The following is a 26,847-nucleotide window of genomic DNA, read 5'->3' as shown; positions in this document are numbered from 1 at the left end:
TATCAGATTCCTAACTTGGGAAAGGCGGCAGGAGAGATGGAAAAGAGTATGGGTACCCGTGGACAGATGTCGGAGGCTGTGTCAACGGGTATTTTTTTGACTTTATCCGGAGGGTTCCAGGATGCTTATACGTATTACTGCAGGGGAAATGTGTTTGCCAATGCACAGACAGGCAATATCGTTCTCATGGGAAGCCATTTGGCTGCCAGGGAGTGGAACCTGGCTGTGCGGTATCTGGCTCCTGTTCTGGCCTTTGCCGGCGGCGTGTATATGGCGGAGCATGTAAAACGGCTTCACCGGCAGGACAGAAGGTTCCATTGGAGGCAGCTGATTGTGGCTATTGAGATCATATTGCTTTTTGTGGTGGGATTCCTGCCCCAGGATATGAATATGGCAGCCAATATCATTGTCTCATTTGTATGCGCCCTTCAGGTCAATGCCTTCAGGAAAATCAAGGGAAGCCCCTATGCCACCACCATGTGTATCGGAAATCTGCGCAGCGCCACGGAAAACCTGTACTGGTACCGCCATACGGGCAAAAAGGACCATCGGGATAAATGTATCCGCTACTATGGAGTCATCGGCATATTTGCAGTGGGTGCCGTCATGGGCAGTGTACTTACAGCCTATCTCAGGGAGCGCACCATATGGGTCAGCTGCGGGCTTCTGCTGGTCAGCTTCCTGATCATGTTTGTGAAAGAAGATATAGAAGGCGGGCGCAGGTAGAAGCTCCCTTGTAAAGAAATGGAGATATATGGAAAATAATCAAAAAACGGAACCGGACCGCTGTTTTGGCGGCTACGGTTTATCCGGTGAAATCACGGAGACGCTGGCGCTGTTAGGGTATGAACATCCCACCAGAGTGCAGGAGGAGGTGCTGCCTCATGTGCTGGCAGGCAGGAATGTGGTGGTGCGGTCCCAGACAGGAACCGGCAAGACGGCTGCCTTTGCCATTCCTGTCTGCGAACAGATAGTCTGGGAGGAAAACCTGCCCCAGGCTCTGGTGCTGGAGCCAAGCAGGGAGTTGGCCGTGCAGGTCAGCCAGGAGATATTCAGGATTGGCAGGAAAAAACGGCTGAAGGTACCGGCTGTGTTCGGCGGCTTTCCCATTGACAAGCAGATACAGACACTGCGCCAGAAAACCCATATTGTGGTGGGGACACCGGGGCGTGTCATGGACCATGTGCGCAGGGGGAGCCTGAAGCTGACAGGGGTGAGATACCTGGTGATTGACGAGGCGGATCTGATGCTTGATATGGGGTTCATGGACGAGGTCAGGCAGATTGTGGGGCTCCTTCCTGAGAAACGGCAGACCCTTCTTTTTTCAGCCACCCTGGATGAGGATGTGAAGAACCTGGCAGAGGAAACGGTAAAGGATGCGGTTTCCGTTTTCCTGGAACAGGAGGGGGAGACGCCCCTTCCCATCCGGCAGTCAGTGTACGGCGTCGCACAGGACCAGAAGTATACGGCATTCAAGCGCGTTCTCATGAAGGAAAACCCGGAGCGCGCCATGATATTCTGCGGTACCAGGGAAATGGTCCAGGTGTTATTCCAGAAGCTGAGAAGAGACAGGATATTCTGCGGCATGATCCACGGTGATATGGAGCAGAAGGAACGGCTTAAAAATGTGGACGCATTCAGGCGGGGAGGGTTCCGGTACCTGATTGCCACGGATGTGGCCGCAAGGGGAATTGATTTTGAGGACGTGGGCCTGGTGGTGAACTACGATTTTCCCATGGGAAGGGAGACTTATGTGCACCGGATTGGACGGACCGGGAGAAATGGAAAGGCAGGCAGAGCGGCCAGCCTGGTGACTGAGGATGAGATAAGGACGCTTCACAAGGCGGAGGCGTATGTGGGAGTGCCGCTTCCGGTTCTTCCCTGTCCGGAGACAGAGGAAGAGGAGGAAAAGGCTTTCTGGGCCCTCCAGAGAAAGAAGCCGGATCCCGGCCCACATAAGGGGGAGAAGCTGGACCGGTCCATTACCAGACTGTCCATCGGGGGCGGCCGTAAATCCAAGATGAGGTCCGGCGATATCGTGGGCGCTGTGTGCAGCATAGAGGGCGTGGATGCGGAGGACATAGGAATCATAGATATCAGGGAAAGCCTCACCTTTGTGGAGATATTGAACCGCAAAGGCTCTCAGGTTCTGGCAGGCCTTCAGGACAGGACCATCAAGGGGAAAATCAGGAAGGTGAGAATTACTTCGCAGAATAATGGAGTATAGTATTCTGCGCGTTTCACTGTCATTTCAAGCAGATGGTTTCCATATCCGCTATGGCCAGGCTGCCGGTATCCGCAGGAGATACCGGCAGCCTGGCCATTCGTTTATTTATTGCAGCTGTTTTTTTGCATTTCCCATTCCCCCAGGATGTACGCGTGAAACAGAGACAAAAGGTGTAACAATTGCAACATCTGTGATATACACTTCTGGCAAGCGGAAGCGTTTCCTTCTACAATTATGATACAGGGAGAACGTAACAATTAGCAGGCAATAAAAAGAAGTGTAAGGAGGAAAACGTAAATGGTATTACCTCAATTCGAGTATCTTGCTCCTAAGACCATCGGGGAGGCGTGCAATCTGTTCCTTGAGCTTGGAAGCACAGCCAGGGTTATGGCAGGCGCAACGGATCTGATTCCGCCAATGAAAGACAAGGTTATATCACCAGAGTATATCATTGACCTTAAGAAAATTCCAGGTTTGGATTATCTGGAATACGATGACAGGGAAGGTTTAAAAATAGGGGCGCTGACAACACTGCGTACCATAGAGACATCTCCTCTGGTTAAAGAAAAGAATCCGGCAGTGGCTCATGCCGCCAAGGTAGTGGCATCCACACAAATCAGGACAAAGGGCACCATGGCAGGCAATATCTGCAATGCGTCCCCATCCTGCGATACAGCCCCCAACCTACTGGCTCAGGGCGCTAAGATATTGGTACAGGGTCCCAACAAGGACCGGGTCATTCAAATCGAAGACTTTTTCCTGGGTGTCAAAAAGACTTCCCTGGAGCCGGGAGAAATCGTGACAGGCATTGTGATTCCGCCGCTGGCTGAGAATGAGAGGGCTGCATACATAAAACACGCGGTCAGAAAGGCGATGGACCTGGCCATCATCGGCGTCGCAGTCAAGATTAAGGTGGAAGACGGCGTCTGCACAGACGCCAGGATTGCCCTGGGCGCGGTTGCGGCCACGCCGGTACGGGCACCCGGGGCGGAGGAAGCCCTGATTGGCAAAGAACTTACCGATGAAGTGATTGTGAAGGCATCGGAGGAAGCAATGAATTCCTGTCATCCAATCTCTGATATCCGCGCATCGGCCGAATACAGGAAGGATATGATCCGCGTGTTTACAAAACGTGCCATTAAGCAGGCCATGGAATGCTATAACTAGGAGGGAGACAGGAATGAAACATAGTATAAGTTTAATCATCAACGGAGATCCGGTTGATGCTATTGTGAAGGATAACCTGACGCTTCTGGATTTTCTTCGTGACCAGTTGTTTCTGACAGGCACGAAAAAGGGGTGTGAGGAAGGGGAGTGTGGCGCCTGTACCGTGATGCTTGACGGTAAGCCGGTTAACTCCTGCTGTACCCTGGCCGTGGAGTGCGACGGCCATGAGATCATAACCGTGGAGGGAATTGCCAGGGAGGGGATGCTTCATCCCATTCAGAAGCAGTTTATAGAGAAGTGGGCCATGCAGTGCGGCTACTGTACTCCGGGTATGATTATGTCCGCCAAAGCTCTTCTGGATGTGAATAAACATCCTACGGAACTGGAAATCCGGGAAGCCATTGAGGGCAATCTGTGCCGCTGCACCGGTTATGCAAAGATTGTGGAGGCAATCCAGGCAGCCGCTGCGCAGATGAACTGGGAGGAGGAAGCAAAGAATGCATAAAGACTGTGACAAACATTATTTTAAAAAACCGGAATTTTACCGTCTGACCGGCGAGAACAATTATGTCAGGATTGACGCTGAAGACAAGGTAACAGGACACGGCCAGTATGTGGGTGACATCATGTTTCCGGATATGCTTACCGGAAAAATGGTCAGAAGCCCTTATGCATCTGCAAAAATCCTGTCCATTGACACCAGCGAGGCAGAGAAGCTTCCAGGTGTAAAGTGCATCCTCACTGCCAGGGACTTTGAGTGGAAGTCCCTGGTGGGAAATGGAGAATTTGCAGCTGAGTTCGCGGACAAGGAAGTATTGTGTTCTGAGAAGGTGCGCCAGGTTGGTGACGATGTGGCAGCCGTGGCAGCCGTGGATGAGGAAACCGCCCAGCGGGCCGCGGATCTGATTAAGGTAGAGTACCAGGTGCTTCCGGGGGTGTTTGACCCCTTTGAGGCAATGGAGGAGAATGCCCCCGAGGTAAACTGGGAGGGCAAAGGCATACACAATATCGGCATGCAGTCCGTGATGAAGGCGGGCACGGATATTGATGAGGAATTTGACCGCGCATCCTATGTGCAGCACAGGGATTACAAGACCCACCGTATGGTACATGCGGCCATGGAGCCCCACGGTGCGGTGGCTACCTACAGGAATGGGACCTACACCATCTGGATGTCCACCCAGATGTCCTTTGTGGACCAGTTCTGGTATGCCCGCTGCCTTGGCGTTGGAGAGAACCAGGTGCGGGTAATCAAGCCTCTTGTGGGCGGCGGTTTCGGCGGCAAGCTGGATTCCTATTCCTTTGGCCTTTGCGCTGCCAAGATGGCGGAGATGACCGGACGCCCGGTACGCATGATTCTGTCCCGCGAAGAAGTATTCCAGACCACGCGCAACCGCCACCCCATTTACATGCATATTGACACTGCCTTTGGGACAGACGGTAAGCTGCTGGCAAAGAAATGCTACCATGTGCTGGACGGCGGGCCTTACGGCGGGTCCGGTGTTGCGGCCTGCGCCCAGTCCACATTGTGGGCCAACTTCCCTTACAAGATGAATTCCGTGGATTTCCTGGCAAGGCGTGTGTATACCAATAACCCTTCTGCAGGAGCCATGAGAGGATATACGGCATGCCAGGTGCATTTTGCCCATGACCTGAACATGCAGTTCGCGGCTGACCAGATGGGCATTGACCCGGTTGAGTTCCGCAAGATAAGCGCGGCAGACCCCGGATACGTGGCTCCGGCCGGACTGGCAATCACCAGCTGCGCATACAAGGAGACACTGGATACGGCTGCAAAGGAAATTGGCTGGTATGAGAAGAAGGATAAGCTGAAAAAGGGAGAGGGCATTGGTTTTGCGGGCACCGGCTTTGTATCGGGCACCGGATTCGCGGTGCTGGAAGCGCCCAACCAGAGCTCTGCGTGCGTGACCCTGCGCATGAACAAGCGGGGCATGGCCACCCTGTACATCGGCTCCCACGACATAGGACAGGGTTCCGATACGGTTATGACGGCCATTGTGGCCGAGGAACTGGGGCTTCCCATGGATATGGTCAAGACCTTTATGTCCGACACCTTCCTGACGCCCTGGGACTCCGGCTCTTACGGCAGCCGTGTTACCTTCCTGGCCGGCAATGCGGCCCGCCGCGCTGCCGTGGATGCAAAACGCCAGCTGTTTGAGGTCATTGCGCCTATGTGGGGGGTGATGCCGGAGACATTAGAGTGTCTGGACGGAAAGGTAATCAGCAAGGAGAAGGCAGAGTATCAGATGTCCATTGGAGACGCCATGTTCAAGTATATGACGGTCAAGGGCGGCGATGAACTGATTGGCGTGGGATCCTATTACCACCGTACCGACAATTCACAGTATAACGGCAACAATACCACCAACTACGCGCCTGCATACAGCTTCTCCACCGGAGCAGCCCATCTGACTGTGGACGAGGAGACCGGCGTCCTGGATATTGATGAATTTGTATTTGCCCATGACTGCGGCCGCGCACTGAATAAGAGGGCCGTGGAAGGCCAGCTGGAGGGATCCATCGGCATGGGCCTGGGCTATGCTGTCTATGAGCACAATGTAACCAGGGAAGGAAAGATTCTCAATCCCAACTTCCGCGATTACCGGCTGCCCACTGCCCTTGATATGCCGAAGATGCGCACCTTTTACGACTTTACACCGGACGAGGAAGGACCTCTGGGCGCAAAGGAAGCTGGCGAGGGCTCCGCAGCACCTGTGGCGCCTGCCATTGCCAATGCGGTCAACATGGCAACCGGCGTGTACTTCACAGAGCTGCCTCTGGACCCGGAGCATATCTGGAGAGCGCTGCACGGCATGAAGGATGACAGGAATTCAAAATAAAGGCAGTTCAGCGGATGATCAGATGAAACCAGGAAGGCGGCTTCATGCCGCCTTCTCAGACTGTAGACAAACTGGTTTTGGGCTTTGTATCCCAAAGCCAGTTTTCTTTTATTAACCAAATTGCGTTCAAAATAAAGTTTGTGAAATGGGCTGCTCCCCATTTCGCTTTCATCCTGGCCAGCTTTTTCAGATTCATGCAGGCAAATGTAAGCCCGACTTTCATTTCCATTCGGGCTTTTCCAAACATCTGTGTATATCGAAAACCATGATTCTCCTTTGCACTTCCAAAGATTCGTTCTATGGTTTCTTTCCTTTGTGAATATAATTCTTTCATACCCAGGGTTTGGCGGATCTCCTCACACATCTCCATGTAAGGTTCCCATATGTGGCGCATAACCGTCTTTACATGATCTTTGCTTTGGGTACATTTTGCAAGATAGGCACAGCTTGCACAGGCACTTCCACAGCTTTTGTACTCGCGATATCCCTCACGGTTGGTTGTTCGATAGGTCAGCACCTGATTGTTGGGACAGATATAGCAGTCGTAATACTCATCATAAACGTACTCGTATTTCTTGAAGAAACCCTCTTTTGTCAGGGGGCGTTTGTATGGTAGGAGCGGTTTGACTCCTTGATCGATCAAAAGTTTTGCTATACCGGGAGTTTTATATCCTGCATCGGCTATCAGGGTCTCTATTCCGATCCCTTTTATCTTGTCATATAAAGACTTGAAGGTTCTGCTGTCATGATTGTTCCCGGGATGAACGCTATAGCTGAGAATCCATCCATTCTTATCACATGCGGTCTGTACTGCATAAGCAAATACATGTTTATGTTCTCCTTTGCGAAACCATCCGCTTTCCGGATCAGAAGTGCTTGCTTTCACTGTCTTTTCTTCTTTGCCGCCGGCTCCACCGGATGGTGTATTGTTGTCATCCTCTTTTTCTTTCAGCGGACGTTTCCCGTGTGCTTCACGGTCTTCATTGATTTCCTGTTTCAGCAGATCTTCAAAAAATAATGCCTCATCATGAGCAATACGCTTCTGCATCTTTTTATTGTTTGCTCTGGCTTTTACATGGGTGGCATCCACAAAAACTTCATTAGGGTCTACCAGCTTAAATTTGTAGCATTCAGAAAGGATATGCGCGAATATCTGTTCAAACAGGTCGGTGTCTTTAAAGCGTCTCGTATAGTTCTTTCCAAAGGTTGAAAAATGTGGCACTTTATCCAGCATATCCAACCCGAGGAACCAGCGATAGGCGACATTTACCTCAATCTCTTTTACCGTCTGGCGCATGCTTTTAATGCCATAAAGATATTGGATGAAAGGAATCTTGATCAGCATGACGGGGTCCATACTGGGGCGTCCGTTGTCCTGACTGTATTTATCTTCTACCAGTTCATAAATGAAGGACCAGTCGATTGCTTTGTCGATGATCCGCAGCAGATGGTCCTGTGGAACCATGTCATCCATGCAAAACAACTGAATCTGTTCTCTTTTTTTATCCGCATTCTGTGTCATCATAAGCATCTCACCGCCTGTATTTGATACATCTATTATACCAAAAAAGAGCCTCAAAGTCTTGTAAGTGCTGACTTTTCTGGCTCAATCGCGAAGAAATTCCGAGGCACTTGTCCTCGGAATTTGTCTACAGTCTGGGAAGGCGGCTTCATGCCGCCTTCTTTCAAAATGGAAAGGAGGCTGCCATTATGGGCCGTCAATTAAAGAAAATGCGCCTGCCGAACGGCGTGGTAGCGGAGGAAAGGGCCTGCGGCGATTATGTCTGTAAGTATTGCGGGGGCAAAGCCACTGCCTGTAATTTCGTGGCTGATATGTGCCTTCAGGTATACGCCCGCCATCAGGGCATGTGCGGGGCTTATATTGAGACTGAGAAGTATGTGGGGTATGTCACGGATTGCAGCACCTGCCATTACCAGGGCATATCCGGGGAGTGCAGGTATGAAGGCAGGGCTGCCATGGGGCAGGGTGTCTGATTGAATGGGAATAGAGATAAGATTTGGATGATGCGGGCTTCCGGGAACAGGAGGCCCGTATTTGTTTGGCCGCAGGATCAAAATGAATGTGAATCAAGGTTGCATTTAAATTACAGTTGTAATATGCTGGTAGCAGATAGTTTTAAACATGCAGTAAGGACCAGGAGGAAAAAGAATGGACAGAGTATCACAGGCTGTAAAGGATCTGGTTGAGGAGATACAGAGAATGCCGGAAGCGCCGGACCCGGCAGAGACGGACAGGCATGCATTTACCCTGCTGCTCAGCGGGATTGCCGCATGCCGTAGGGCGCCGGGGATACCGTGCCACATGGGGTACCGGACCCTTTACCGGTGTGGGGATGAACCGGCGTCAGAGGAGCTGAAGGCCCATCTGTTCCGGCTCTATGGTATCTATGACAGGGAAAGCCTTGAAAAGGTCTGTATGGAGCAGTTTACCTCGGGCAGGGAGTATGAGCAGTTTATGACCTTCTGGTGCGATGCGCCGCTGTTTGATCTGGAGGAGCTGGAGGAGAAGGGCAGACGGGCGTTTGAGACCCGGTTTAAGCGGGCCTCCCTGTTCCGTCCCTATGTGGGGGAGCGGGGGTTCTATGCATGGGACATCAATGAGAGAATCGGACTGGGACGCCTGGCCTGTGCCTGCGGCATCATAGACAGGGAGACATTTGATGAGCTGACCGACTATCAGGTCCGCAAGGCCCAGGTATTTTACCACACCTTTAAGGACTATGCGGTCAGCTGTATCTGCGGGGCTGTCTACGATGTGCCGGGCGGTGATGAGGAAGACATGCTTTCCTTCCTGGACCTGAATAGAAAGCTGGCCTTACACTTGCTGGAGGAGGGCGGAGCCTGGTACAGGAATGCCTGGTACGCGCCGGAAAAGCGGGAATGGGTCAGTCTTCTGCCCCATAATGGAGGCTGCATTGTTTCAAAGCAGATTGAGGAGGGAAGGGCCATCGGATATATGTACAGGGACAGCCGGCCCAGCGAACAGTGGGCGGATACGGGATGGAGGTTTTTTGCCGGGGATGAGAGCGATGAATACAGCAGGAATCCGGACAACTTTACCATCTGGTCCCTAAATGATATATGCAACCTGGATGCCACCATCCTTGGCTATGCAGAGGCAAAGGAGGGCAGTGCCTTTGGCAGGAATGCAAAAGGGGAGTGGCAGAGGGAACGGTAGAAGGAACGGTAGAAGGAACGCAGAGGAAAAATGAAAGGAAAAAGGGCATCCGCGCATGGACCAGTCACGATGCGGGATGTCCTTTTTGGCCGTTATTCCTTATTGAAACTGATTCTGGGGTGAATGAGGGGATTTAAGTTCACCCACAGCCTGCTTTGCAATCCTGATGGCTGCCTTTGTCACGAAAAATGCGAATACATAGCTGATGATAAACATGATGGGCCAGTCGTGAAGCACGCCCTGCACAAATGCGGTCAGGGTATTTGGCAGAAAACCGGCTGCCACGGCAGCCTCAATTTCCGGGTTGTGAAACACATTGACTGCTGTGAGGACAATGGTGGCCGTGGTGTTAAAAAACAGGGTGGCCACAAAGTTTTCCACAAGTACATGGGGCAGGGTTTCGGGCCTGAGTCCCATTTTCCTGCAAAGGGCAAAGGACCAGTCCGTCAGAGGAAAGGCCATTCCGGTCAATGATATCACCAGGAAAGCCGTGCCCCAGTTCTTGATGAGCAGGGGCAGCGTGAACGTGAGTTTGTCAACAAAGATTGCCGATGTGGCCATAATCAGGGAGATACAGATAGCCACAACAGAAGATATAATCATACCAAAATGATTTTTGTAAAAGTTCATAAAATACGCCCTTTCTGGTCTTTAATACAAAGCATGGCGTATCCTGGGAGATTCGCCATTCAATTTCTCTACAACCAGGGTTGGATAACCGGTGTGCGGCTGCACAGGCCGACAGCGCTGTACCGGCTGCTTGATTACAGCCCCGAAAAAATTACCTTTTCCATCCCTCCTTGTCTGTACGCTGCCTGCGTATTCCCCAATACAGATGCATGCGTTTTTTGGCGGCGGGCAGTTATGCGCTCTTTTCCATCCTCAAAACCGCCAGGTGAAAGCCGGAACGTGCCATGTAAAGCAATTTTAAAGCACGCCATAGGAAGAACGTAAAGGATTGGGCTTTTTTGCCTGCGGCTGCTGCCGTTTCCGGATTCCATATGTCCGGAATCCATAAGTTGATTTTTATTCTATGATTTCCCATCCTACGGATGTACAATCATCACTGTGCCGTCTAAGTCTCCCACCGGAAGCATAAGAAGGGCGCCGTATCTGGTTTCCAGGTCCTCCACTGCTTTTGCAACGCCTCTGTACCGGGTGCCGCTGCATCCGCTTAAGAGGATGACGCCTCCTCTTCCCATGCGGGGAAAGAAAAATTCCAGGCCGGCCAGGGTGGGCTGGTACAGGCAGGCGTCCATGCAGACCAGACAAAATGTTTCATCTTCAATGTCAAAGGCGGTTTCGGGAAACCAGCCCTTCCGGATAACAACCTGTCCGGGCAGGGGCATCCGCTCCATCAGCTTTTCCTTGTCTGTCCCGGAATACAGGCCCGTCTGAGCGTCGGAGCATCCCAGCTTTCGTTCCATGTCAACATCCCGTTCATCGAACCCCTCAAAGGTGTCAAAGAGATACAGTTTCCGGTCCGGCATCAGCACGTTGAGCTGCCAGGAGGTGTCGCCCCGGTAACAGCCCAGCTCTGCCACATTTCCCTCCACCCCCAGCCCGGTGAGCCGCCGGCACAGACGCCGCAGCACGCTGCATCGGATGGAGAACTGCTCATGCAGGTCCCGGATGAAAACAATGTCGTTCAGGAATCCTGCGCGGATGGCCATGTATTCCAGGGCATGGCTTTTTTCGGAATCCGTGGCCGCGATGACCAGGACATCCGGCTGAAGGGCCACTGCCAGATCTGCCGGCATGATTGGCATTCCCTCTATTTCTTCCTTCAGTTCCCCTTTTTCCAGGTCTGAAAATACATTCCAGGTTTCCTGTCTGGTATCTCCCATACCGACCAGTTTCATTTCACGCGGATTCAGCATATCTGCCACAGTCATACCAAGATTGTCGGTGCTCAGAATAACAACTGTCTTCATGGATTCTCCCCCTTATCACCCTATCATACTGTCTGCAGATATTGTAGGTCATAAATTTAACAGACACAAGTAGCCCAGGTCACATGTGATGTCAGATTACAATTGTTGCCTGCTAATCACAAGGCTTTACAATCACCGCGCTTCCATGAAGGTCGCATAAGGGAACGAGACACAGGCGGCCGTATTGTTTTTCAAATTCCTCCACAGCCTGTCTGGCTCCGCGGAACCGCTCATTGTTGTAATCGTGGAGCAGAATCATGCCTCCGGGTACAAGGCGGGGGTAGAAAAATATAAGACCGGACAGAATGGGGGCGTACAGGTCGGCATCCAGGCTTACCAGACAAAAGCGCTCCTGTTCCAGTCCTGCCGCTGTATCCGGAAAATATCCCCTGCGTATGACGGCCTGTCCCGGAAAGGGGAGCCGCCCCAGCACGGCCTGTTCGCTGGTGTCAGAGAATTCACCTTCCCTGGCAAAGGAACATCCCTTACTTTTTTCTTCTTTTATATCCCGTGGGTCAAATCCCTGGAATGTATCGAATAAATAAAGCCTTTGCTGCGGAAACAGGGCGTTGAGCTTCCAGGCCGTGTCGCCCTTAAAAACGCCCAGTTCTGCTATGCTTTCCTGCAGGCCCTGTCCATGAATCCGCTCAGCCAGCCGTTTCAGGGTGGCGTTTCGTATGTCAAAATACCGGTAAAGCTGGCTCAGCATCAGAAATCTGCCTTCGTATCCCAATTCCAGGGCCTGATCCTTAAGCTGGCCGGAACGCAGCGGGTCCGTCACTCCGGTAATGATATAATCAGGTTTCAGTGAAAGGGCTTCATCTACCGGCAAAACCGGGACATTGGCTGGAAATCCTTTCTCTGTCCGCTCTGATTCGGTCAGCTGGTGCAGGGCAGGGTTATTATCCCCAAACGCCAGAAGGGCCATGTTTTCCTGATTCAGCAGTCTGGCAGCTCCGCGGCCAAACTGGCCAGCTCCCAGTATGATGACAGTTTCCATATAATTCCAATCCTCCTATGATTTAATTACGTGATTCATTGTATCACGAAATGATTATCTGTGGAAAGTTACTGCTGCAATATATATGACACTTACATCACATGTGAAAATTTGATATAATGTAGCATAGGCTACTAGTTGTTAAAATACTAACAGTGTTATAATTTTGTTGAAGGAAACAGGCGTTTTTGGGGATTCATATGGTGAAAATCCATAAAAGAGAGGGTGGTTATATGGTAGGTCAGGAGTGTAATACCGCAGTACAGATGCCGCATGCTAATTTTGTATCACGTCTTCTATATCTGCCCAGGGGAATATCGCGTCTGGAAAAGCTGGGACAGAGAAAGGTATTTCCAAAGAACCATATGCTGGTGCAGGCAGGTACAAAGCCCAACTACTGCTACATAGTCAAGACCGGGCGTGTGGCTGCGTTTGAGACAACGGTTACGGGCGAGGAGCGTATTTATAATTTCAATGAGAGCAATTCTGTTTTGTTGGAAGGAAACCTTCTCTTTGACCAGGAATCAGCTGTGAATTTCAAGACCGTGCAGCCGTCTGAATTAGTGTGTATCACCAAGGAGATGCTGTTAAAGGGCATTGCCCATGACCCGCAGCTCTCCATGGATATTATGGAGTCCCTCTCCACCAAATTCCTGTCAGCCATGGAGCAGGTGCGCCATACCAATTTCCACAACGCCGGCTGGAAGATTTGCGATCTGCTGCTTATATTTGCAGAGCACTACGGGGTTCCCTATGACGGGAAAATACTTATCAAAGAAAAGATAAGCCAGCAGCTCCTGTCAAATCTGCTGGGAATTAACCGGGTAACGGCGGTCAGGGCCATCAAGGATTTAAAGGAGATGGCGCTGATAGAACAGATTAACGGATATTACTGCATCCGCAGCCTGGAGAAACTGAAACGGCACCAGGAGAGGATGTGCCAGTAGGAATAATGAAAGAAAAACACGGAACCGGAGTAAAATCTGCTTCCGTGTTTTTCTTTGTTGCACATGTACAGGGTGTATCCTGCACTACTGGAATCCCGCACTCCGGCCGGATATAATACCTGTAAGGCAGCCTTTTAAGACGGTCTTTTACAGGAAAGGGGCGGGAAGCATGAAGAAAACAGGAGCTGTCCTGGCAGCGGCAGGACTGTCCTCGCGCATGGGGGATTTCAAACCTCTGCTGCCGTTTGGGGACACTACCATAGCATTTCACGTCACGTCCATGCTCAGGCGGCTGGGGGCAGACCCGGTGCTCGTGGTTACCGGTTACAGGGCGGAAGAACTGGAGGATCATTTAAAGGGCACAGGCGCCTGTTTTGTCAGAAACACCAGATACCGCCATACACAGATGTTTGATTCCGTAAAGCTGGGTATACAGGCGGCACTGGAAGGGTGTGAGCGGATCCTGGTCATGCCCATGGACCTTCCCGCCATAACGGATGATATCATTAAGCAGGTGATGGAAGCTCCCGGGCAGATTGTGCGGACGGTCCATGACGGCGAACCGGGGCATCCCATATGCATGGAAGGGGAGATTGCCAGACGCATCTGCACCTATACCGGGGACCAGGGACTTAAGGGGGCCATTGAAGCCTCAGGCGTGCCTGTAGAGGACCTGGAGGCCGGAAATGAGAGTATTTACCTGGATGTGGACACCAGGGAAGAGTACAGGGAACTGCTCAGGTGGGTCTGCAGGCAGGAATCAAGTCAAAGAAAATGTAAGATGCATTGAGGCGCTTTATATTTACAGCCATCCGCCATATGTGATATACTCAAATCAACGTTGTTTATGAGATTAAATAACGATAATTGAAGAATATGGCCTTTCTGGCTGCCTTATATTGTAATTTAAATGCATCTGTGCTACACTGGAAACACAGAACTAGGTCGGACGACCTATTTAGTATCGGCGATGCATCGAAATGAGGTGGCATATGAGGACGATATACCTTATAAGGCACGGGGAACCGGAACGGACCGGGCATGTGAGCAGATGTCTTGGACATACGAATCTCGCACTGAGTATCAGAGGGAGGAAGGAGAGCATGGAACTGGCTTCCTGGTTTAAGAGCCGCTGTGTGGAAGCTGTTTATTCCAGTCCTCTGTCCAGGTGTATGGAAACCGCGGAGTATATTGCAGGAGAGCAGCAGAGAGTGCATGTGGAAGAGGGACTGGTGGAGCTGGATGCAGGTGAATGGGAGAACATGGAATTCACTGAAATCCGCAGCCGGTATCCGCAGCTCTATGAAGAGAGGGGACGTTCCATCGGCACGGTCCCGCCTCCGGGAGGGGAATCCTTTGCCCGGGGCGCAGAGCGGCTTCAGGATGCCCTGGACCGCATTCTTGGGAATACCCGGGGGGATGTGGCGGTGGTGACCCACTGCGGTGTGAGCCGGGGGCTGATGTGCGGTATTCTTGGGTGGGATATCAACCGCGTACTGGAAGTTCCCCAGCCATATGGAGGAATCAGCCGGATTCTGGCAGACGATGACGGCGGGTTCAGAGGATTCTATGAGCAGACCGGTGTAAAGCCCCTTCTCTATCCTGACCACGGCATCTGCCGCAGGCTGTCGGACCGCTATAGCGTCCCTGAGCATATACGGCTTCATGAGGCAGCAGTGGCAAGACTGGCACACCAGTGGGCTGTAAGGCTTAAACGTCTGGGGTATGACATAGATCCTGAGCTTTTGAGGACAGCCGGGCTGCTTCACGATATCGCGCGTCTGAAGCCGGACCACGCAAGGGCAGGAGCCAGAATCCTGCGGATGGAGGGATACCCGGTGATGGCAGGAATCATTCAGTGCCATCACCGGCTGGAAGGCGGGGAAGAGTCAGGGCTGACGGAGAGAACCCTTTTGTTTCTGGCGGATAAGATGACGCTTGAGGACAGAATGGTGGATATTGATGAGCGTTTCCGTCAGAGCGCGCCCAAGTGCACCACCCCCCAGGCCAGGGAGAACCATAGACTTCAATATAATCAGGCTCAGGCAGTCAGGCATTGTCTGGAATCGGCCATGGGAAGCCTGGAGGCGGCAGATGCCTTCGGCACCAGTCCCCAGGCATCTGTGGACAGGAAGGCGCGGATACGGGAATGGGCTGCCGGCTGAGCATAAGGAGATGAAGTCACATGGAAGGAAATAATTCAACTAAGACAAAGCTGATAAAAGCCGGCATTAAGCTTTTTTCGCAGTACGGATATGCAGCCACATCCACCAGAATGATTGCTTCGGAGGCAGAGGTGAACCTGTCAGCCATTGCCTTTCATTATTCCAACAAGGAGAGGCTGTACGTAGCCTGCCTGGAATATATGCTGGAAAAGGTAAAGGGATATTATGCGGCCTCGTATATGGAGATTGAGGGGACCTTTAAACAGGATGCAATGACTCCGCAGAAGGCATATGAATTCCTTGAAAAGCTCATAGATCTTCAGATTGAGGTGGCCTTTGCCCCACAGTATAAGACCACCCTTGCCCTGATATACTGGGAGAACAATGGCCCCGGGGATATGAGGCCTTTGTCAGCCGCTGCCTTTGACCGGCAGGAACGGGTGATGGCTGAGCTGATTCAGACCGTGGCCCCTGTTTCCCAGTCCCAGGCCATTATAGCCAGCAGACATATCAACGGATCCATCATATCCTTTGGGGAACACCGGGGATTCATAGAGGATCTGATTCCAAAACCGCTGGAGGGGGAGTCTGTGCCCCTCTGGATACGGGAGGAGATAAAGGGAAATTGTCTGGCTATTGTCCAGCGGCTGATGAAGCCTGAGCTGTTTCCGCCTTATCCGGCCCAATAATCGTATTTAGACGATATACACAAATGAGAATAACCCTTTGGAGTGCAAGTTGCACAAATCCAAAGGGTTATTTGTCGTTTAAATCTGTAAAAATATACAAATAAATAAATTGATATTTATATATCATTGACAAATGTATCACATTGTGATAAAAATAAATCAAACGACCGACCTAGATTAGCATAATCTTAACAAATATATCCCATTAACTTAATCCAGATAAGGAGGCAAGGAAACGTTATGAAGAAACAATATGTTACTCTGACGGTAAACGGGAGGGAATATCGTTTCTCAATCGGGGACGGATTCGGACAGGTTCCCCCCTCAGAGACACTATCCCAGACCCTGCGAAAGAGGCTCCAGCTCACAGGCTCCAAGGAGTCATGCAGTGAAGGAGCCTGCGGGTGCTGCACCGTGCTCATGGACGGAAAAGGGGTCACGTCCTGTATGCTGCTGACCGTGGATTGCGATGGAAAGGACATTGTTACCATAGAAGGGCTGGAGGACCCTGAGAAGGGGTTAGATCCCCTTCAGCAGGCTTTTATTGACGAGTATGCATTTCAGTGCGGTTACTGTACCCCGGGAATCATCATGGCGGCCAAGGCGCTTCTGCTGGAAAATCCCCATCCCACGGGAGATGAGATTAAGGAAGCCATGTCGGGCAATTACTGCCGCTGCATCAGCCATTATACGGTGCTGCGGGCCATTAACAGGGTGGCGGGGAATGAGGAGGACCACCTGGCTGTGATGCACCGGGCCAATGATGATGTGGAAAATCCCATCCCGGTACGCCAGGAACTGTTCTTAAGTCCCTATGCAAATGGTACAAACAGCGACCATTCATTGGATTAGAAGGAGGGTTTGAAGAATGAGCAAGCTTGAATACCGCGATATCAAACAGCCCAATTACCGTCATGTGGGCAAGTACACACCCAGAAAAGACGCAAAGGACATTGTAACAGGAAAGGCAATTTTCCTGGACGATTTTTCAGTGCCCCACATGCTGTACGGAAAGACCAAAAGAAGCCCTTATCCTCATGCCAGAATCCTTTCCATAGACACATCCAGGGCAGAAGCCCTGCCGGGCGTACGGGCTGTCATCACCCACAAGAACATGCCGGAGCAGTGGGGACTGGGCCTTCCTGTACACAGGCTTTTGATGGAAGACAAGGTTTACTATGTAGGGGATCTGGTGGCTCTGATTGCAGCCGATACAGTGGAGAGTGCAGAGGAGGCCATAGACCTGATTGATGTGGAATATGAACAGCTGGAAGCCGTGTATACGGCTGAGGACGCCCTGAAGGAAGGGGCAGTGGAGATATATTCCAGGTTTAAGGGCAATCACGTTGACAACGGAATCAAGTATTTCCAGCCGGACGGTCCCTGGTGGCAGATTATCCGCGGGGATGTGGAGAAGGGATTTGAGGAAGCAGCCTATGTGGCGGAGGACAAGGTGGCCTTTGACAAGATGCCCTCTCCTCTGGCCCCGGAAACCCCGTCCTGCATCGCCAAATATGAGGGCGGCAATGAGTATACCATATGGGCATCATCCCAGAGCTCCCATATTCTTAAGCTCATGGGCGAGGGAAGGATTCCCAATTCCAACCTGAGCGTAAAGACCTTTAACGTGGGAGGAAGCTACGGCAACAAGCAGTCCCTTATGACAACGGTGCTCTCCGCCGCCATGCTGTCCCTTGTCACCAAGCAGCCGGTAAAGATTGTGCTCACAAAGGCAGAGCAGCTTATGGCCTACGAGGTACGTCTGGGCAGCACCATCACCGCAAAGGTGGGAATGGACAAGGAAGGCTATGTAAAGGCTGTGGAAGGCGACTGGCTGGTGGACACGGGAGCCATTGCGGACTCCATACAGGGCCAGGTGGGCGTGGGACTGGGAGAGGCGCAGCTGGTATGCGCCAAATGTCCCAACTGGTATATGGACAGCCACATCGCAGTGACCAACAAACAGGCGGCAGGCATTGTCCGCGGCTACGGCGGGCAGGAGCTTAACAGCTGTCTGGAGCGCCTGATGTGCGCCGTGATGAAGAAGGGCAATTTCGATCCTCTGGACGTGTTTAAGAAAAATTATATTGCTCCCGGCGACCGGTTTATCTGGCGTGACGGGCGGTGGTGGCAGAGCCGCTCCTCCCTGTTCTTCCCGGAAGCCATGCAGAACGCGGCGGACCGCTTTGGATGGGCCGGTAAATGGAAGGGCTGGAACGTGCCCACATGTGTAAACGGAACCAAGGCAAGGGGTGTGGGCATGGGCGTCATCGGAAATGCTGATATCAGCGAGGACAACACAGAGGCCATTGTAAGAATTGTTCCGGATTTGGTGGGCAGCCGCAGGGCGTCCACGGCCATCATTGAGTGTGACATCACGGAATCCGGCATGGGTACCAGAAGCAACGCGTGCAAGATTGTGGCCGAGGTCCTCAATGTGCCGGTGGAAAAGGTATCCATCACGGAGCCGGGCTCCAAGTTCAACCCGTCCAACTACGGTCTCTGCGGTTCCAGAGGCACCATCACCACAGGCAAGGCAGTATCCCTGGCAGCCATGGAGGCAAAGAAAAAAGCCCTGGAGCTGGGCGCCCTTTACTTTAAGCGCTCCGTTGACCAGCTGGACACAAAGGACTTTATGGTCTATGTGCGGGATAACCCGCAGCTGGTAGTGCCCATGTTCAAGCTGGCCCCCAAGGAACTGAGCATTGTGGGATATGGAAAGCACATGGAGATGTTTAATATCCCCAGCTGTATGGCCATATTCGTGGAGGCGGAGGTGGACCTGGAAACCGGCAATACCAAGCTGGTGAAGGTGGCCGGAGGCACGGACATCGGACAGATTATTGATTCCAAGGCAGTGGAGATGCAGCTGCACGGAGGATTTGGATCCGCCTGTATTGATACAGCCATATTTGAGGAGTGTATCCTGGATCCGTCCACAGGAAGGCTTTTAACCTCCAGCCTGATAGATTATAAGTGGAGAACGTTCAATGAATTCCCGCCATATGACGCCTATATCATGGAATCCCAGATAGATTCCTTCATGTTTAAGGCCCTGGGAATTGGCGAGATTTCCGGTGCGGCAGGAGCCAGCGCGGTGCTGATGGCCATTTCCAACGCAATCGGCGTGGACATCAAGGATTACCCGGCAACTCCGGCAGTTATACTTAAGGCGTTAGGCAAAGCATAAGAGGGGAGGATTCACTGTGAAATATTTCGAGCATGAGAGCGCTGCCACCTTTGATGAGGCAGTCTCCTTATTAAAAGAGTCCCCAAAAGGGAAAACAGTCGTAATGGCAGGGGGCTCCGACCTGATTGGAGTGTTAAAGGAACAGATTCTGGAGGATTATCCGGAAAAAGTGGTTGACCTTAAGACCGTCCGGGGCGGGGAATACATAAAGCAGGACGGGGACACCATAGAAATAGGCGCCCTGACAAAACTCTGCGACATCGTAAAGTCGGACCTGCTCAATGAAAAGGCTCCGGTCCTCTCTCAGGCGGCCCGCTCCGTGGCAACACCGTTAATCCGCAATGTGGCCACCATGGGAGGCAACATATGCCAGGATGTGCGCTGCTGGTTTTACCGCTATCCCCACGGCATCGGCGGCAGGATGGACTGTATGAGAAAGGGCGGAAAAGAGTGCTATGCCGTTATGGGAGACAACCGTTACCATTCCATATTCGGGGGCATGAAGGTCCACACCACACCGTGTTCTGTCCAGTGTCCGGCCAATACGGACATACCGGCCTATATGGAGCGGCTTCGGCAAGGGGATGTGGAGGGAGCGGCCCATATACTGATGGAAGCCAACCCCATTCCCATGATTACATCCAGGGTCTGCGCACATACATGCCAGGAGCAGTGCAACCGCTGCGGTTCCGATGAGAGCGTGTCCATCCACGGCGTGGAGCGGTATGTGGGGGATTACATACTGGAGCACCCGGACACATTTTACAGGGCGCCGGAAACAGAGACAGGCCATAAGGTGGCTTTAGTGGGAGCCGGTCCGGCCGGCCTAAGCGCTGCCTATTATCTGAGGAAGGCGGGCCATGATGTGACGGTCTTTGACAAGATGGAGGAGCCGGGCGGCATGCTGACCTATGCCATTCCCAACTACAGGCTGCCCAAGTCCTATGTGAAGCAGGTGGCTGCCGCCTATGAAAAAATGGGAATCCGTTTCCGCCTGGGCTGCTGTCTGGGAGAGGATATACAGGCAGAGGATCTGGAGAAGGAGTATGACAATGTGTTCTATGCCACCGGCGCCTGGAAACGTCCTGTGCTGGGATTTGACGGCGAGGAGTTCACGGAGTTCGGCCTCCAGTTCCTGATGGAAGTCAACCAGTGGATGAACAAAAAGGACCGCCGCCATGTACTGGTGGTGGGAGGCGGAAATGTGGCAATGGACGTGGCCATAACCGCCAGGCGTCTGGGCGCAGAGAGCGTCACCCTGGCCTGCCTGGAGTCCGAGCCTGAGATGCCGGCCAGCAGGGAAGAGATTGCAAGGGCCAGGGAGGAGGGCATTGAAATCATGCCGTCCTACGGCGTATCAAAGGCAATCTATGAGGGCAGCCAGGTCACGGGAATGGAGCTTATGCGCTGTACCTCCGTCAAGGATGAGAACGGGCGTTTCAATCCCCGGTACGACCGGGAGGAGACTCTCAGGGTATCGGCGGACTCCATTCTGATGGCAGCGGGGCAGAAGGTGGATTTAAGTTTCCTGGGCGACAAGTACGGCCTTGCCCTGGAACGGGGACTGATTCAGGTGGACAAGGACACACAGGCCACCAGCAAGTCCGGGATTTATGCCGGAGGCGACGCCACCACAGGACCGGCCACCGTGATCCAGGGCGTGCGCTCCGGGCGCAACGCGGCGGAGGCCATTAACAGGGGCTATGCAGTCATGCCTGAGCGGCGCAGGGAAGATAAGTTTATCCATTTTGACACCGCAGGCGTCAAGGAGGAGCACGCGGTAAAGGACAAAGAGCTGTCTGCCGCAGAGCGGGCCCTGGATAAGGAGGACAGCTTCACCCTGACCGGGGAGGAAGCGGCCAGGGAGGCCGGACGGTGCATGAACTGCGGCTGCTACTCCGTCAACGCCTCGGACATTTCACCGGTGCTCATCCTGTTAGATGCCCGGATTGTGACCACAAAGAAAACCGTAAGGGCGGCGGACTTCTTTACCACCCGCCTGAAAGCAGCTGACATGCTGGATACAGACGAGCTGGTGACGGCTGTCCGGTTCAGGGTACCGGAAGGATATACCACGGCCTATGATAAATTCAGGGTCCGTGAGGCAGTGGATTTTGCCATTGTCAGCCTGGCTTACGCATACAGGATGAAGGACGGCCTCATAGAGGATGCGCGGATCGTTTTGGGCGGCGTGGCCCCGGTGCCCATGGAGCGGAAAAAGGTGGAGGCGTTTTTAGCCGGCAGGAAGCCGGATGAGGCGCTGGCAGAGGCCGCTGCTGAACTGGCAGTGGAGGGGACCGCGGCCATGGCCAATAATTCATATAAGATACAGGAGGTAAGGGCTCTTATAAAGAAGATGATTCTGGATATGGGGGCGGTCCAGGCATAAAAGTACATGGATGACTGGGAGTTTATGGTTTCACCTTCCCGGAGCGGGTGTCAGATGTGCTCCGGAGGAGGTGGAACCGTAACTATATTTTTCAAATTAATGTTAAAAAAATAACAATTAACGGCAGGTCTTTAGGCGAACAAGGAAGAAGGTTATTTATGGATCTGATGAAAAAAAGGTGGGCGGTACTGGTTGCCAGTGTTATTGTTAATATATGTATCGGTACGGGGTTTGCATGGAGTGTTTACCAGACAGGACTTTTCAACGAAGGGGCAGTGATATTCGGCACAGAGGTGCAGAAGTCGCAGCTGGCCCTGGCATTTACAATCTGCAGCGGTGTGGCGCCTATTCCCATGATTGCGGGCAACGGACTTCAAAAGAAGCTTAAGGGGCCCAGAAATGTGGTGTGGCTGGGAGGAATCCTGTTCAGCGCGGGACTCATATGCACCAGCTTTATCCACAGCCTGACCATGCTCTATGTGACATACGGACTTCTCTGCGGTTTTGGAATTGCCTTTGCCTATGGCATTACCATCGGCAATACGGTGCGGTTTTTCCCGGACAAGCGGGGATTGATTGCAGGCATATCCACGGCTGCCTACGGGGCAGGCAGCATCATTTTCCCGCCTATTATGCAGTCCCTGATTGGTTCCGGCGGCGTCATGTTTACCTTCCGGGTGCTGGGAATTTTGTTTGGTGTTATGATAATCATAGCTGCCTGTTTCATAACCGAACCTCCTGAGGGATGGCTGCCCACTGGTTGGACGCCTCCGGCAGTGAAGAACAGTTCGGGTGCTTCTGCAGAAGGAAAGAACTGGAAGCTGATGCTGGCCGACACAAGATTTTATCTGATGATCATTGCATTTACCATATTTGCCACAGGCGGCCTTATGGTGGTGAGCCAGGGATCTCCCATGGCCCAGGCCATAGGCGGGGTGGACGCGGCAGTGGCGGCAACCGCGGTCAGTATCATTGGTCTGGCCAATACGGGAGGCAGGGTGCTCTGGGGATGGGTTTCCGATAAAGTGGGGCGGTATCCGGCACTGAGCATCATGGCGGTGATTGTAGCGGTAAGCGGCTTTGCCCTGTCCGCGTTTACGGAAAGCGGATCACTGGCCCTGTTCCTGGTATTTGCCATGCTGATCGCCATGTGTTACGGCGGAAGCATGGGTGTTTATCCGGCTCTGACGGCAGATGCCTTTGGAATCAAATATAACGGGGTTAATTACGGCATTATGTTTATCGGATTTGCCCTTGGCGGTTACATAGGGCCGATTCTGGCCAACAGTCTCTACGACAACACAGGGTCATACAGCGTGCCGCTGATGGCAGTGGGTGCCATGGGCGTGGTGGCATTGATTATATTGTTTGTTCTGACAGCTATGAAAAAACAGGCTCAGAGATAGGGGAAGGTTGGATGGAAGACCTGATTGACGGAAAGAGAAGAATAGAAGCAGTGGTTTGCAGGGATGAGAACGGTCCCGGGGAAGCCTCCTTTCTCTTTGACAGGAACGGCTGCCTGCTGGATTTCAGGGGCGCTGTGCCCTGTTCAGAGGCCTTCGCGGATATGCTTTCAGGGATATGCAGGAACAAACCCCTGGTATCCGGCCGGGAGTACGTGGAGGCCATGTGGGAGGGCAGGCCTTACCATGTCTGGCTCAACCGGTACATCCATCTGACCCTGGGTGAGCTGGCGGACATACAGGCACGGCGCTTTCCCGACAGGGAGGCTGTCGTTGACAGCCTGGCAGGTGTGCGCCTTACATACAGGGAGGTTAAGAGGCGCAGCGACGGTCTGGCAAAAGGGCTGATGCACATAGGTATCTTAAAAGGGGACCATGTGGCGGTTATCATGGATAATTGCTGGGAAAATGTGGTGACTAAAATAGCTATCGAGAAGACCGGGGCAGTGATAGTGAACCTGAACATCCACGAAAAGAAGGATATGCTGGAGTGCCTGCTCCACAGGGCGGATGTGAAGGCGGTCATCCTTAAGCAGGGAATCAAGAACAGGGAGCACATGGACATGTTTTACCAGATCAGCCCGGAACTTAAGGAGGCTGTTCCCGGAAGGATTTATGCGCCCCGTCTGCCTTTGCTGCGCCATGTGATTGTCACGGACCAGGAACGGCCCAGGAGCTGCGCCTGGCAGTTTGAGAAGCTGATGGAACTGGGAATGTCAATGGGTGACAGTCTGCTGAAGGAGAGGATGAAGGCGGTCCGTCCTTTTGACGACGCCACCATTATCCATACCTCCGGTACCAGCGGCGTGCCAAAGGGCGTGATGCTGAATCACTGCCAGATTCTGGAAAATGCTTGGATTCATGTACAGTACCTGGGGCTGGAGAAGGAGGACCGGCTGTGTATGACGCCGCCCATGTTCCACTCCTTTGGCTGTGTGGGATCCGTGCTGAGTTCCATGATGGCCGGCGCAGCCCTGGTCTGTTACGAGAAAACGGACAGAATCTGCCTTTTGGAAATGCTGAGGAAGGAGCGGTGCACGGTGCTGTGCAGCGTACCTACTGTCTATATCCGCCTTATCCGGGAGATGAGGGAAGGAAAGGCCGGCGGGGAGGATTTATGCCTGCGCCTGTGCGTTACCGCCGGGGCGCCCTGTCCGGAACATACCCTAAGGGACATGAAACGGGTTATGGGGGCAGAGGCGGCAGTTGTCATGTACGGCATGACAGAGGCGGGACCGGGAATCAGCAGCACCTCCATGGACGACAGTCTGGAAACAGCGGTCTCCACCGTGGGAAGGCTGTGGCCGGGGGTTACGGGCCGGATACAGGATTTAACCACAGGCCGGGTGCTGGGGCCGGGCCAGGCCGGTGAACTGTGCATCAAAAGCTACGGAGTGATGAAGGGGTATTACAACAATCCGGAGGAGACGGAAAAGGCAGTGGACCGGGAGGGCTGGCTTCACACCGGGGATATTGCCTCTCTGTCAGAGGACGGGCTCCTGACCCTGAAGGGAAGATGCAAGGATTTAATCATACGGGGCGGGGAGAATATAAGCCCCAGGGAAATAGAAGATTTTATACGCAATTATGAGCCGGTGGAGGATGTGGCCGTGGTGGGCGCGCCGGATGAACAGTACGGCGAGCTGGTATATGCCTTCATCCGTCCAAAGGAAGGTGCGGTGGTTACAAAGGAGGGCCTGAGGAACTGGTGCCGGGGAAAAATCGCCACCATCAAGATTCCCCAGGAGATAGAGCTGACAGACCATTTCCCCATATCAGCTACCGGGAAGATATCCAAAGGCCAGCTGCGAAGCCTTGCCAGGGAGCATCTGGAAGGAAGGGGGCCGCGGCAGACGGAGCCGGAAACGGGAGAGGGAGGACTGCGGCAGACGGAAGCGGAAGAACTGCGGCAGGCGGAAACGGAATCAGGAGGACTGCGGCGGTCAGATAGGGAGACAGCTGTCTCTGGTCAGAGGGCCGGAGAGACAGGAAAGGACGGTATGGATACATGGCAAAAATCATAACAGTGAAAGAGGCGGCAGAGCTGGTGCAGGACGGAGCGGTCATCGGTTCGGCAGTTCAGGGAATGACAGGCTGGCCTGAGGAAATCGGGCTTGCAATTGAGAACAGATTTATGGAAACAGGACACCCATCGGGCATTACCCATATCCACGGCGCAGGCCAGGGGGATTTCGGCCGGATGTCTGAGGACGGAAAAACCTGCAGGGGGGAGTGTGCCCTGGCTCACGACGGACTGCTTTCATGCAGCATACACGGCCATGTGGGATGTTCCTTTAAGGTGACAAAACAAATCGTGGACAACAAGATTCTGGCATACAACATTCCCCTGGGAGTGGTGGGGCAGATTTGGCGGGAAATGGGACGGGGTTTTCCCGGGCTTCTGACAAAGGTGGGACTGGGCACGTTTATGGACCCGAGATACGACGGGGCCATGATCAATGAAAAGACAAAAAAGGAAGGGAAACAGATTGTCACCTACATTCCCGACTTCCTTGGAGAAGAGTATCTGTTTTATACACTGCCCAAGCTGACAGTGGCCCTTTTGCGGGCCACCACCGCGGATGAGGACGGAAATCTGACATACGAGAAGGAATGCATGCCCTGCGAGCCGCTGGACCTGGCCATGGCTGCAAAGGCAGCGGGTGCTGTTGTCATTGCCCAGGTGGAGCGGGTGGCCGCCACAGGGACCCTGGACCCCAGGAATGTGAAGGTGCCGGGAATTCTGGTGGATTATATATGTGTTGCAGAGCATCCGGATCGCATGATGCAGACCCATATCACCCACTTTAATCCTGCCTTTACCGGAGAAATCCGCATCCCCATGAAGAACAGCGCAGCGCCCCTTCCGTTAGATGATAAGAAAGTATTCACAAGGCGCACTGCCATGGAAATACATGGGGGAGACAAGTGTAATCTGGGCATTGGGATGCCCGGACTGGTTCCCAATGTGCTCATGGAGGAAGGGGTTGACTCACAGGTGACCCTTATATCAGAGTCCGGCCTCATTGGGGGAATTCCTGCGCCGGGAGGAGACTTTGGCGCCCATTATAACCCGGTGGCCATGTATCCCCAGACAGACCACTTCAGCTTCTTTGACCAGGGAGGACTGGATGTGGCTGTATTCGGACTCAGCGAGGTGGACAGGGACGGCAATGTAAATACCACATTCCTCAACGGCAGGATAGCCGGGGTGGGCGGCTTCCCCAATATATCGGCCAACGCCAGACACTCCATTTTTGTGGGCTCATTTACGGCAGGAGGGCTGAAATGCCACATTGAAGACGGTAAGATGTGCATTGACCAGGAGGGACGTTTTGACAAGTTCGTGGAATCCTGCGCACAGCTTTCCTTTAACGCGCAGCAGTGCCTGGCAAAGGGAAACCGGGTTACATTCATCACGGAGCGGTGCGTGATTAAGAGGACAGCCCAGGGCATGGTGCTGGCCGAGGTGGCTCCGGGCATTGATATACAGACACAGATATTGGACCACATGGGCTTTAAGCCAATCATACCTGAGGGGGGACCGGCCCTCATGGATGCCGGCCTGTTCTCAGAGACCTGGGGACGCCTGGGAGACCATTTTTAGGGAAATGAG

At 52.9% G+C, this 26,847-nt stretch carries 21 protein-coding genes; 17 read left to right on the top strand and 4 right to left on the bottom strand.

What is annotated here, in order from left to right; genetic code table 11:
* Positions 1-36 precede the first annotated feature (36 nt).
* The 5 genes from CGC65_RS20440 (at position 37) to CGC65_RS20420 (ending at position 6,255) form a co-directional block, all read left to right on the top strand.
* Positions 37-726 (top strand): YoaK family protein, encoded by a 690-nt coding sequence (locus tag CGC65_RS20440; protein WP_002569577.1) that lies wholly within the window; start codon positions 37-39, stop codon positions 724-726.
* 28 nt (positions 727-754) lie between these two features.
* Positions 755-2,227, top strand: a complete 1,473-nt coding sequence (locus CGC65_RS20435; RefSeq protein ID WP_002569576.1) for a DEAD/DEAH box helicase — start codon at positions 755-757, stop codon at positions 2,225-2,227.
* A gap of 297 nt (positions 2,228-2,524) precedes the next feature.
* Complete coding sequence (locus CGC65_RS20430; RefSeq protein WP_002569575.1) at positions 2,525-3,394, top strand: FAD binding domain-containing protein; 870 nt, start codon at positions 2,525-2,527, stop codon at positions 3,392-3,394.
* A gap of 13 nt (positions 3,395-3,407) precedes the next feature.
* Positions 3,408-3,899 (top strand): (2Fe-2S)-binding protein, encoded by a 492-nt coding sequence (locus tag CGC65_RS20425; RefSeq protein ID WP_002569574.1) that lies wholly within the window; start codon positions 3,408-3,410, stop codon positions 3,897-3,899.
* The gene (locus tag CGC65_RS20420; RefSeq protein WP_002569573.1) at positions 3,892-6,255 is read left to right on the top strand and encodes a xanthine dehydrogenase family protein molybdopterin-binding subunit; all 2,364 of its coding nucleotides are present in this window, start codon (positions 3,892-3,894) and stop codon (positions 6,253-6,255) included. Before CGC65_RS20425 ends, CGC65_RS20420 begins: the two co-directional genes overlap by 8 nt.
* 55 nt (positions 6,256-6,310) lie before the next feature.
* Here the strand turns inward: CGC65_RS20420 and CGC65_RS20415 are convergent, their stop codons facing one another.
* Positions 6,311-7,786, bottom strand: a complete 1,476-nt coding sequence (locus CGC65_RS20415) for an IS1182-like element ISClbo1 family transposase (protein ID WP_007037661.1) — start codon at positions 7,784-7,786, stop codon at positions 6,311-6,313.
* 179 nt (positions 7,787-7,965) lie between these two features.
* Between CGC65_RS20415 and CGC65_RS20410 the strand changes: the two genes are divergently transcribed.
* Together CGC65_RS20410 and CGC65_RS20405 are read left to right on the top strand one after the other, a co-directional pair.
* Positions 7,966-8,250: a hypothetical protein gene (locus tag CGC65_RS20410; RefSeq protein ID WP_002565248.1), complete on the top strand. Its 285-nt coding sequence runs from the start codon at positions 7,966-7,968 to the stop codon at positions 8,248-8,250.
* Positions 8,251-8,425: 175 nt separating this feature from the next.
* Complete coding sequence (locus CGC65_RS20405) at positions 8,426-9,454, top strand: immunity protein Imm33 domain-containing protein (protein ID WP_002565247.1); 1,029 nt, start codon at positions 8,426-8,428, stop codon at positions 9,452-9,454.
* Positions 9,455-9,553: 99 nt separating this feature from the next.
* Here CGC65_RS20405 and CGC65_RS20400 read toward each other — a convergent pair whose 3' ends face one another.
* The 3 genes from CGC65_RS20400 to CGC65_RS20385 all read right to left on the bottom strand — a co-directional run bounded on the left by CGC65_RS20400 (position 9,554) and on the right by CGC65_RS20385 (position 12,388).
* Positions 9,554-10,084, bottom strand: a complete 531-nt coding sequence (locus CGC65_RS20400) for a hypothetical protein (protein ID WP_002565246.1) — start codon at positions 10,082-10,084, stop codon at positions 9,554-9,556.
* A gap of 416 nt (positions 10,085-10,500) precedes the next feature.
* A complete protein-coding gene (locus tag CGC65_RS20390) occupies positions 10,501-11,388 on the bottom strand; it encodes a TylF/MycF/NovP-related O-methyltransferase (RefSeq protein ID WP_002565245.1) in 888 nt (295 codons plus the stop codon).
* A gap of 112 nt (positions 11,389-11,500) precedes the next feature.
* Positions 11,501-12,388, bottom strand: a complete 888-nt coding sequence (locus CGC65_RS20385; protein ID WP_002565244.1) for a TylF/MycF/NovP-related O-methyltransferase — start codon at positions 12,386-12,388, stop codon at positions 11,501-11,503.
* A 233-nt stretch (positions 12,389-12,621) separates the two neighbouring features.
* Between CGC65_RS20385 and CGC65_RS20380 the strand changes: the two genes are divergently transcribed.
* The 10 genes from CGC65_RS20380 to CGC65_RS20335 all read left to right on the top strand — a co-directional run bounded on the left by CGC65_RS20380 (position 12,622) and on the right by CGC65_RS20335 (position 26,838).
* Positions 12,622-13,335 (top strand): Crp/Fnr family transcriptional regulator, encoded by a 714-nt coding sequence (locus tag CGC65_RS20380; RefSeq protein ID WP_002565243.1) that lies wholly within the window; start codon positions 12,622-12,624, stop codon positions 13,333-13,335.
* A 169-nt stretch (positions 13,336-13,504) separates the two neighbouring features.
* Positions 13,505-14,125 carry a nucleotidyltransferase family protein gene (locus tag CGC65_RS20375; protein ID WP_002565242.1) on the top strand — a complete coding sequence of 207 codons (621 nt, stop codon included), beginning with the start codon at positions 13,505-13,507 and terminating at the stop codon, positions 14,123-14,125.
* A gap of 202 nt (positions 14,126-14,327) precedes the next feature.
* Positions 14,328-15,500, top strand: a complete 1,173-nt coding sequence (locus CGC65_RS20370; RefSeq protein ID WP_080548718.1) for a histidine phosphatase family protein — start codon at positions 14,328-14,330, stop codon at positions 15,498-15,500.
* Positions 15,501-15,520: 20 nt separating this feature from the next.
* On the top strand, positions 15,521-16,189 hold the full coding sequence (locus CGC65_RS20365) for a TetR/AcrR family transcriptional regulator (protein ID WP_002565240.1): 669 nt from the start codon (positions 15,521-15,523) through the stop codon (positions 16,187-16,189).
* A gap of 240 nt (positions 16,190-16,429) precedes the next feature.
* A complete protein-coding gene (locus tag CGC65_RS20360) occupies positions 16,430-17,041 on the top strand; it encodes a (2Fe-2S)-binding protein (RefSeq protein ID WP_002565239.1) in 612 nt (203 codons plus the stop codon).
* A gap of 16 nt (positions 17,042-17,057) precedes the next feature.
* Entirely contained in the window at positions 17,058-19,379 is a 2,322-nt protein-coding gene (locus CGC65_RS20355; protein ID WP_002565238.1) for a xanthine dehydrogenase family protein molybdopterin-binding subunit, read from the top strand.
* Positions 19,380-19,395: 16 nt separating this feature from the next.
* Positions 19,396-21,768 carry an FAD-dependent oxidoreductase gene (locus CGC65_RS20350; RefSeq protein ID WP_002565237.1) on the top strand — a complete coding sequence of 791 codons (2,373 nt, stop codon included), beginning with the start codon at positions 19,396-19,398 and terminating at the stop codon, positions 21,766-21,768.
* A gap of 158 nt (positions 21,769-21,926) precedes the next feature.
* On the top strand, positions 21,927-23,174 hold the full coding sequence (locus CGC65_RS20345) for an L-lactate MFS transporter (protein WP_002565236.1): 1,248 nt from the start codon (positions 21,927-21,929) through the stop codon (positions 23,172-23,174).
* Between the two features lie 11 nt (positions 23,175-23,185).
* On the top strand, positions 23,186-25,255 hold the full coding sequence (locus tag CGC65_RS20340) for an AMP-binding protein (RefSeq protein WP_002565235.1): 2,070 nt from the start codon (positions 23,186-23,188) through the stop codon (positions 25,253-25,255).
* Positions 25,240-26,838, top strand: coding sequence for an acyl CoA:acetate/3-ketoacid CoA transferase (locus CGC65_RS20335; protein WP_002565234.1), 1,599 nt, complete (start codon positions 25,240-25,242; stop codon positions 26,836-26,838). Before CGC65_RS20340 ends, CGC65_RS20335 begins: the two co-directional genes overlap by 16 nt.
* Positions 26,839-26,847: the final 9 nt, after the last annotated feature.

Source organism: Enterocloster bolteae (assembly GCF_002234575.2).
Lineage (GTDB): Bacteria > Bacillota > Clostridia > Lachnospirales > Lachnospiraceae > Enterocloster > Enterocloster bolteae.
This window is presented reverse-complemented; position numbering and strand designations above follow the sequence as displayed.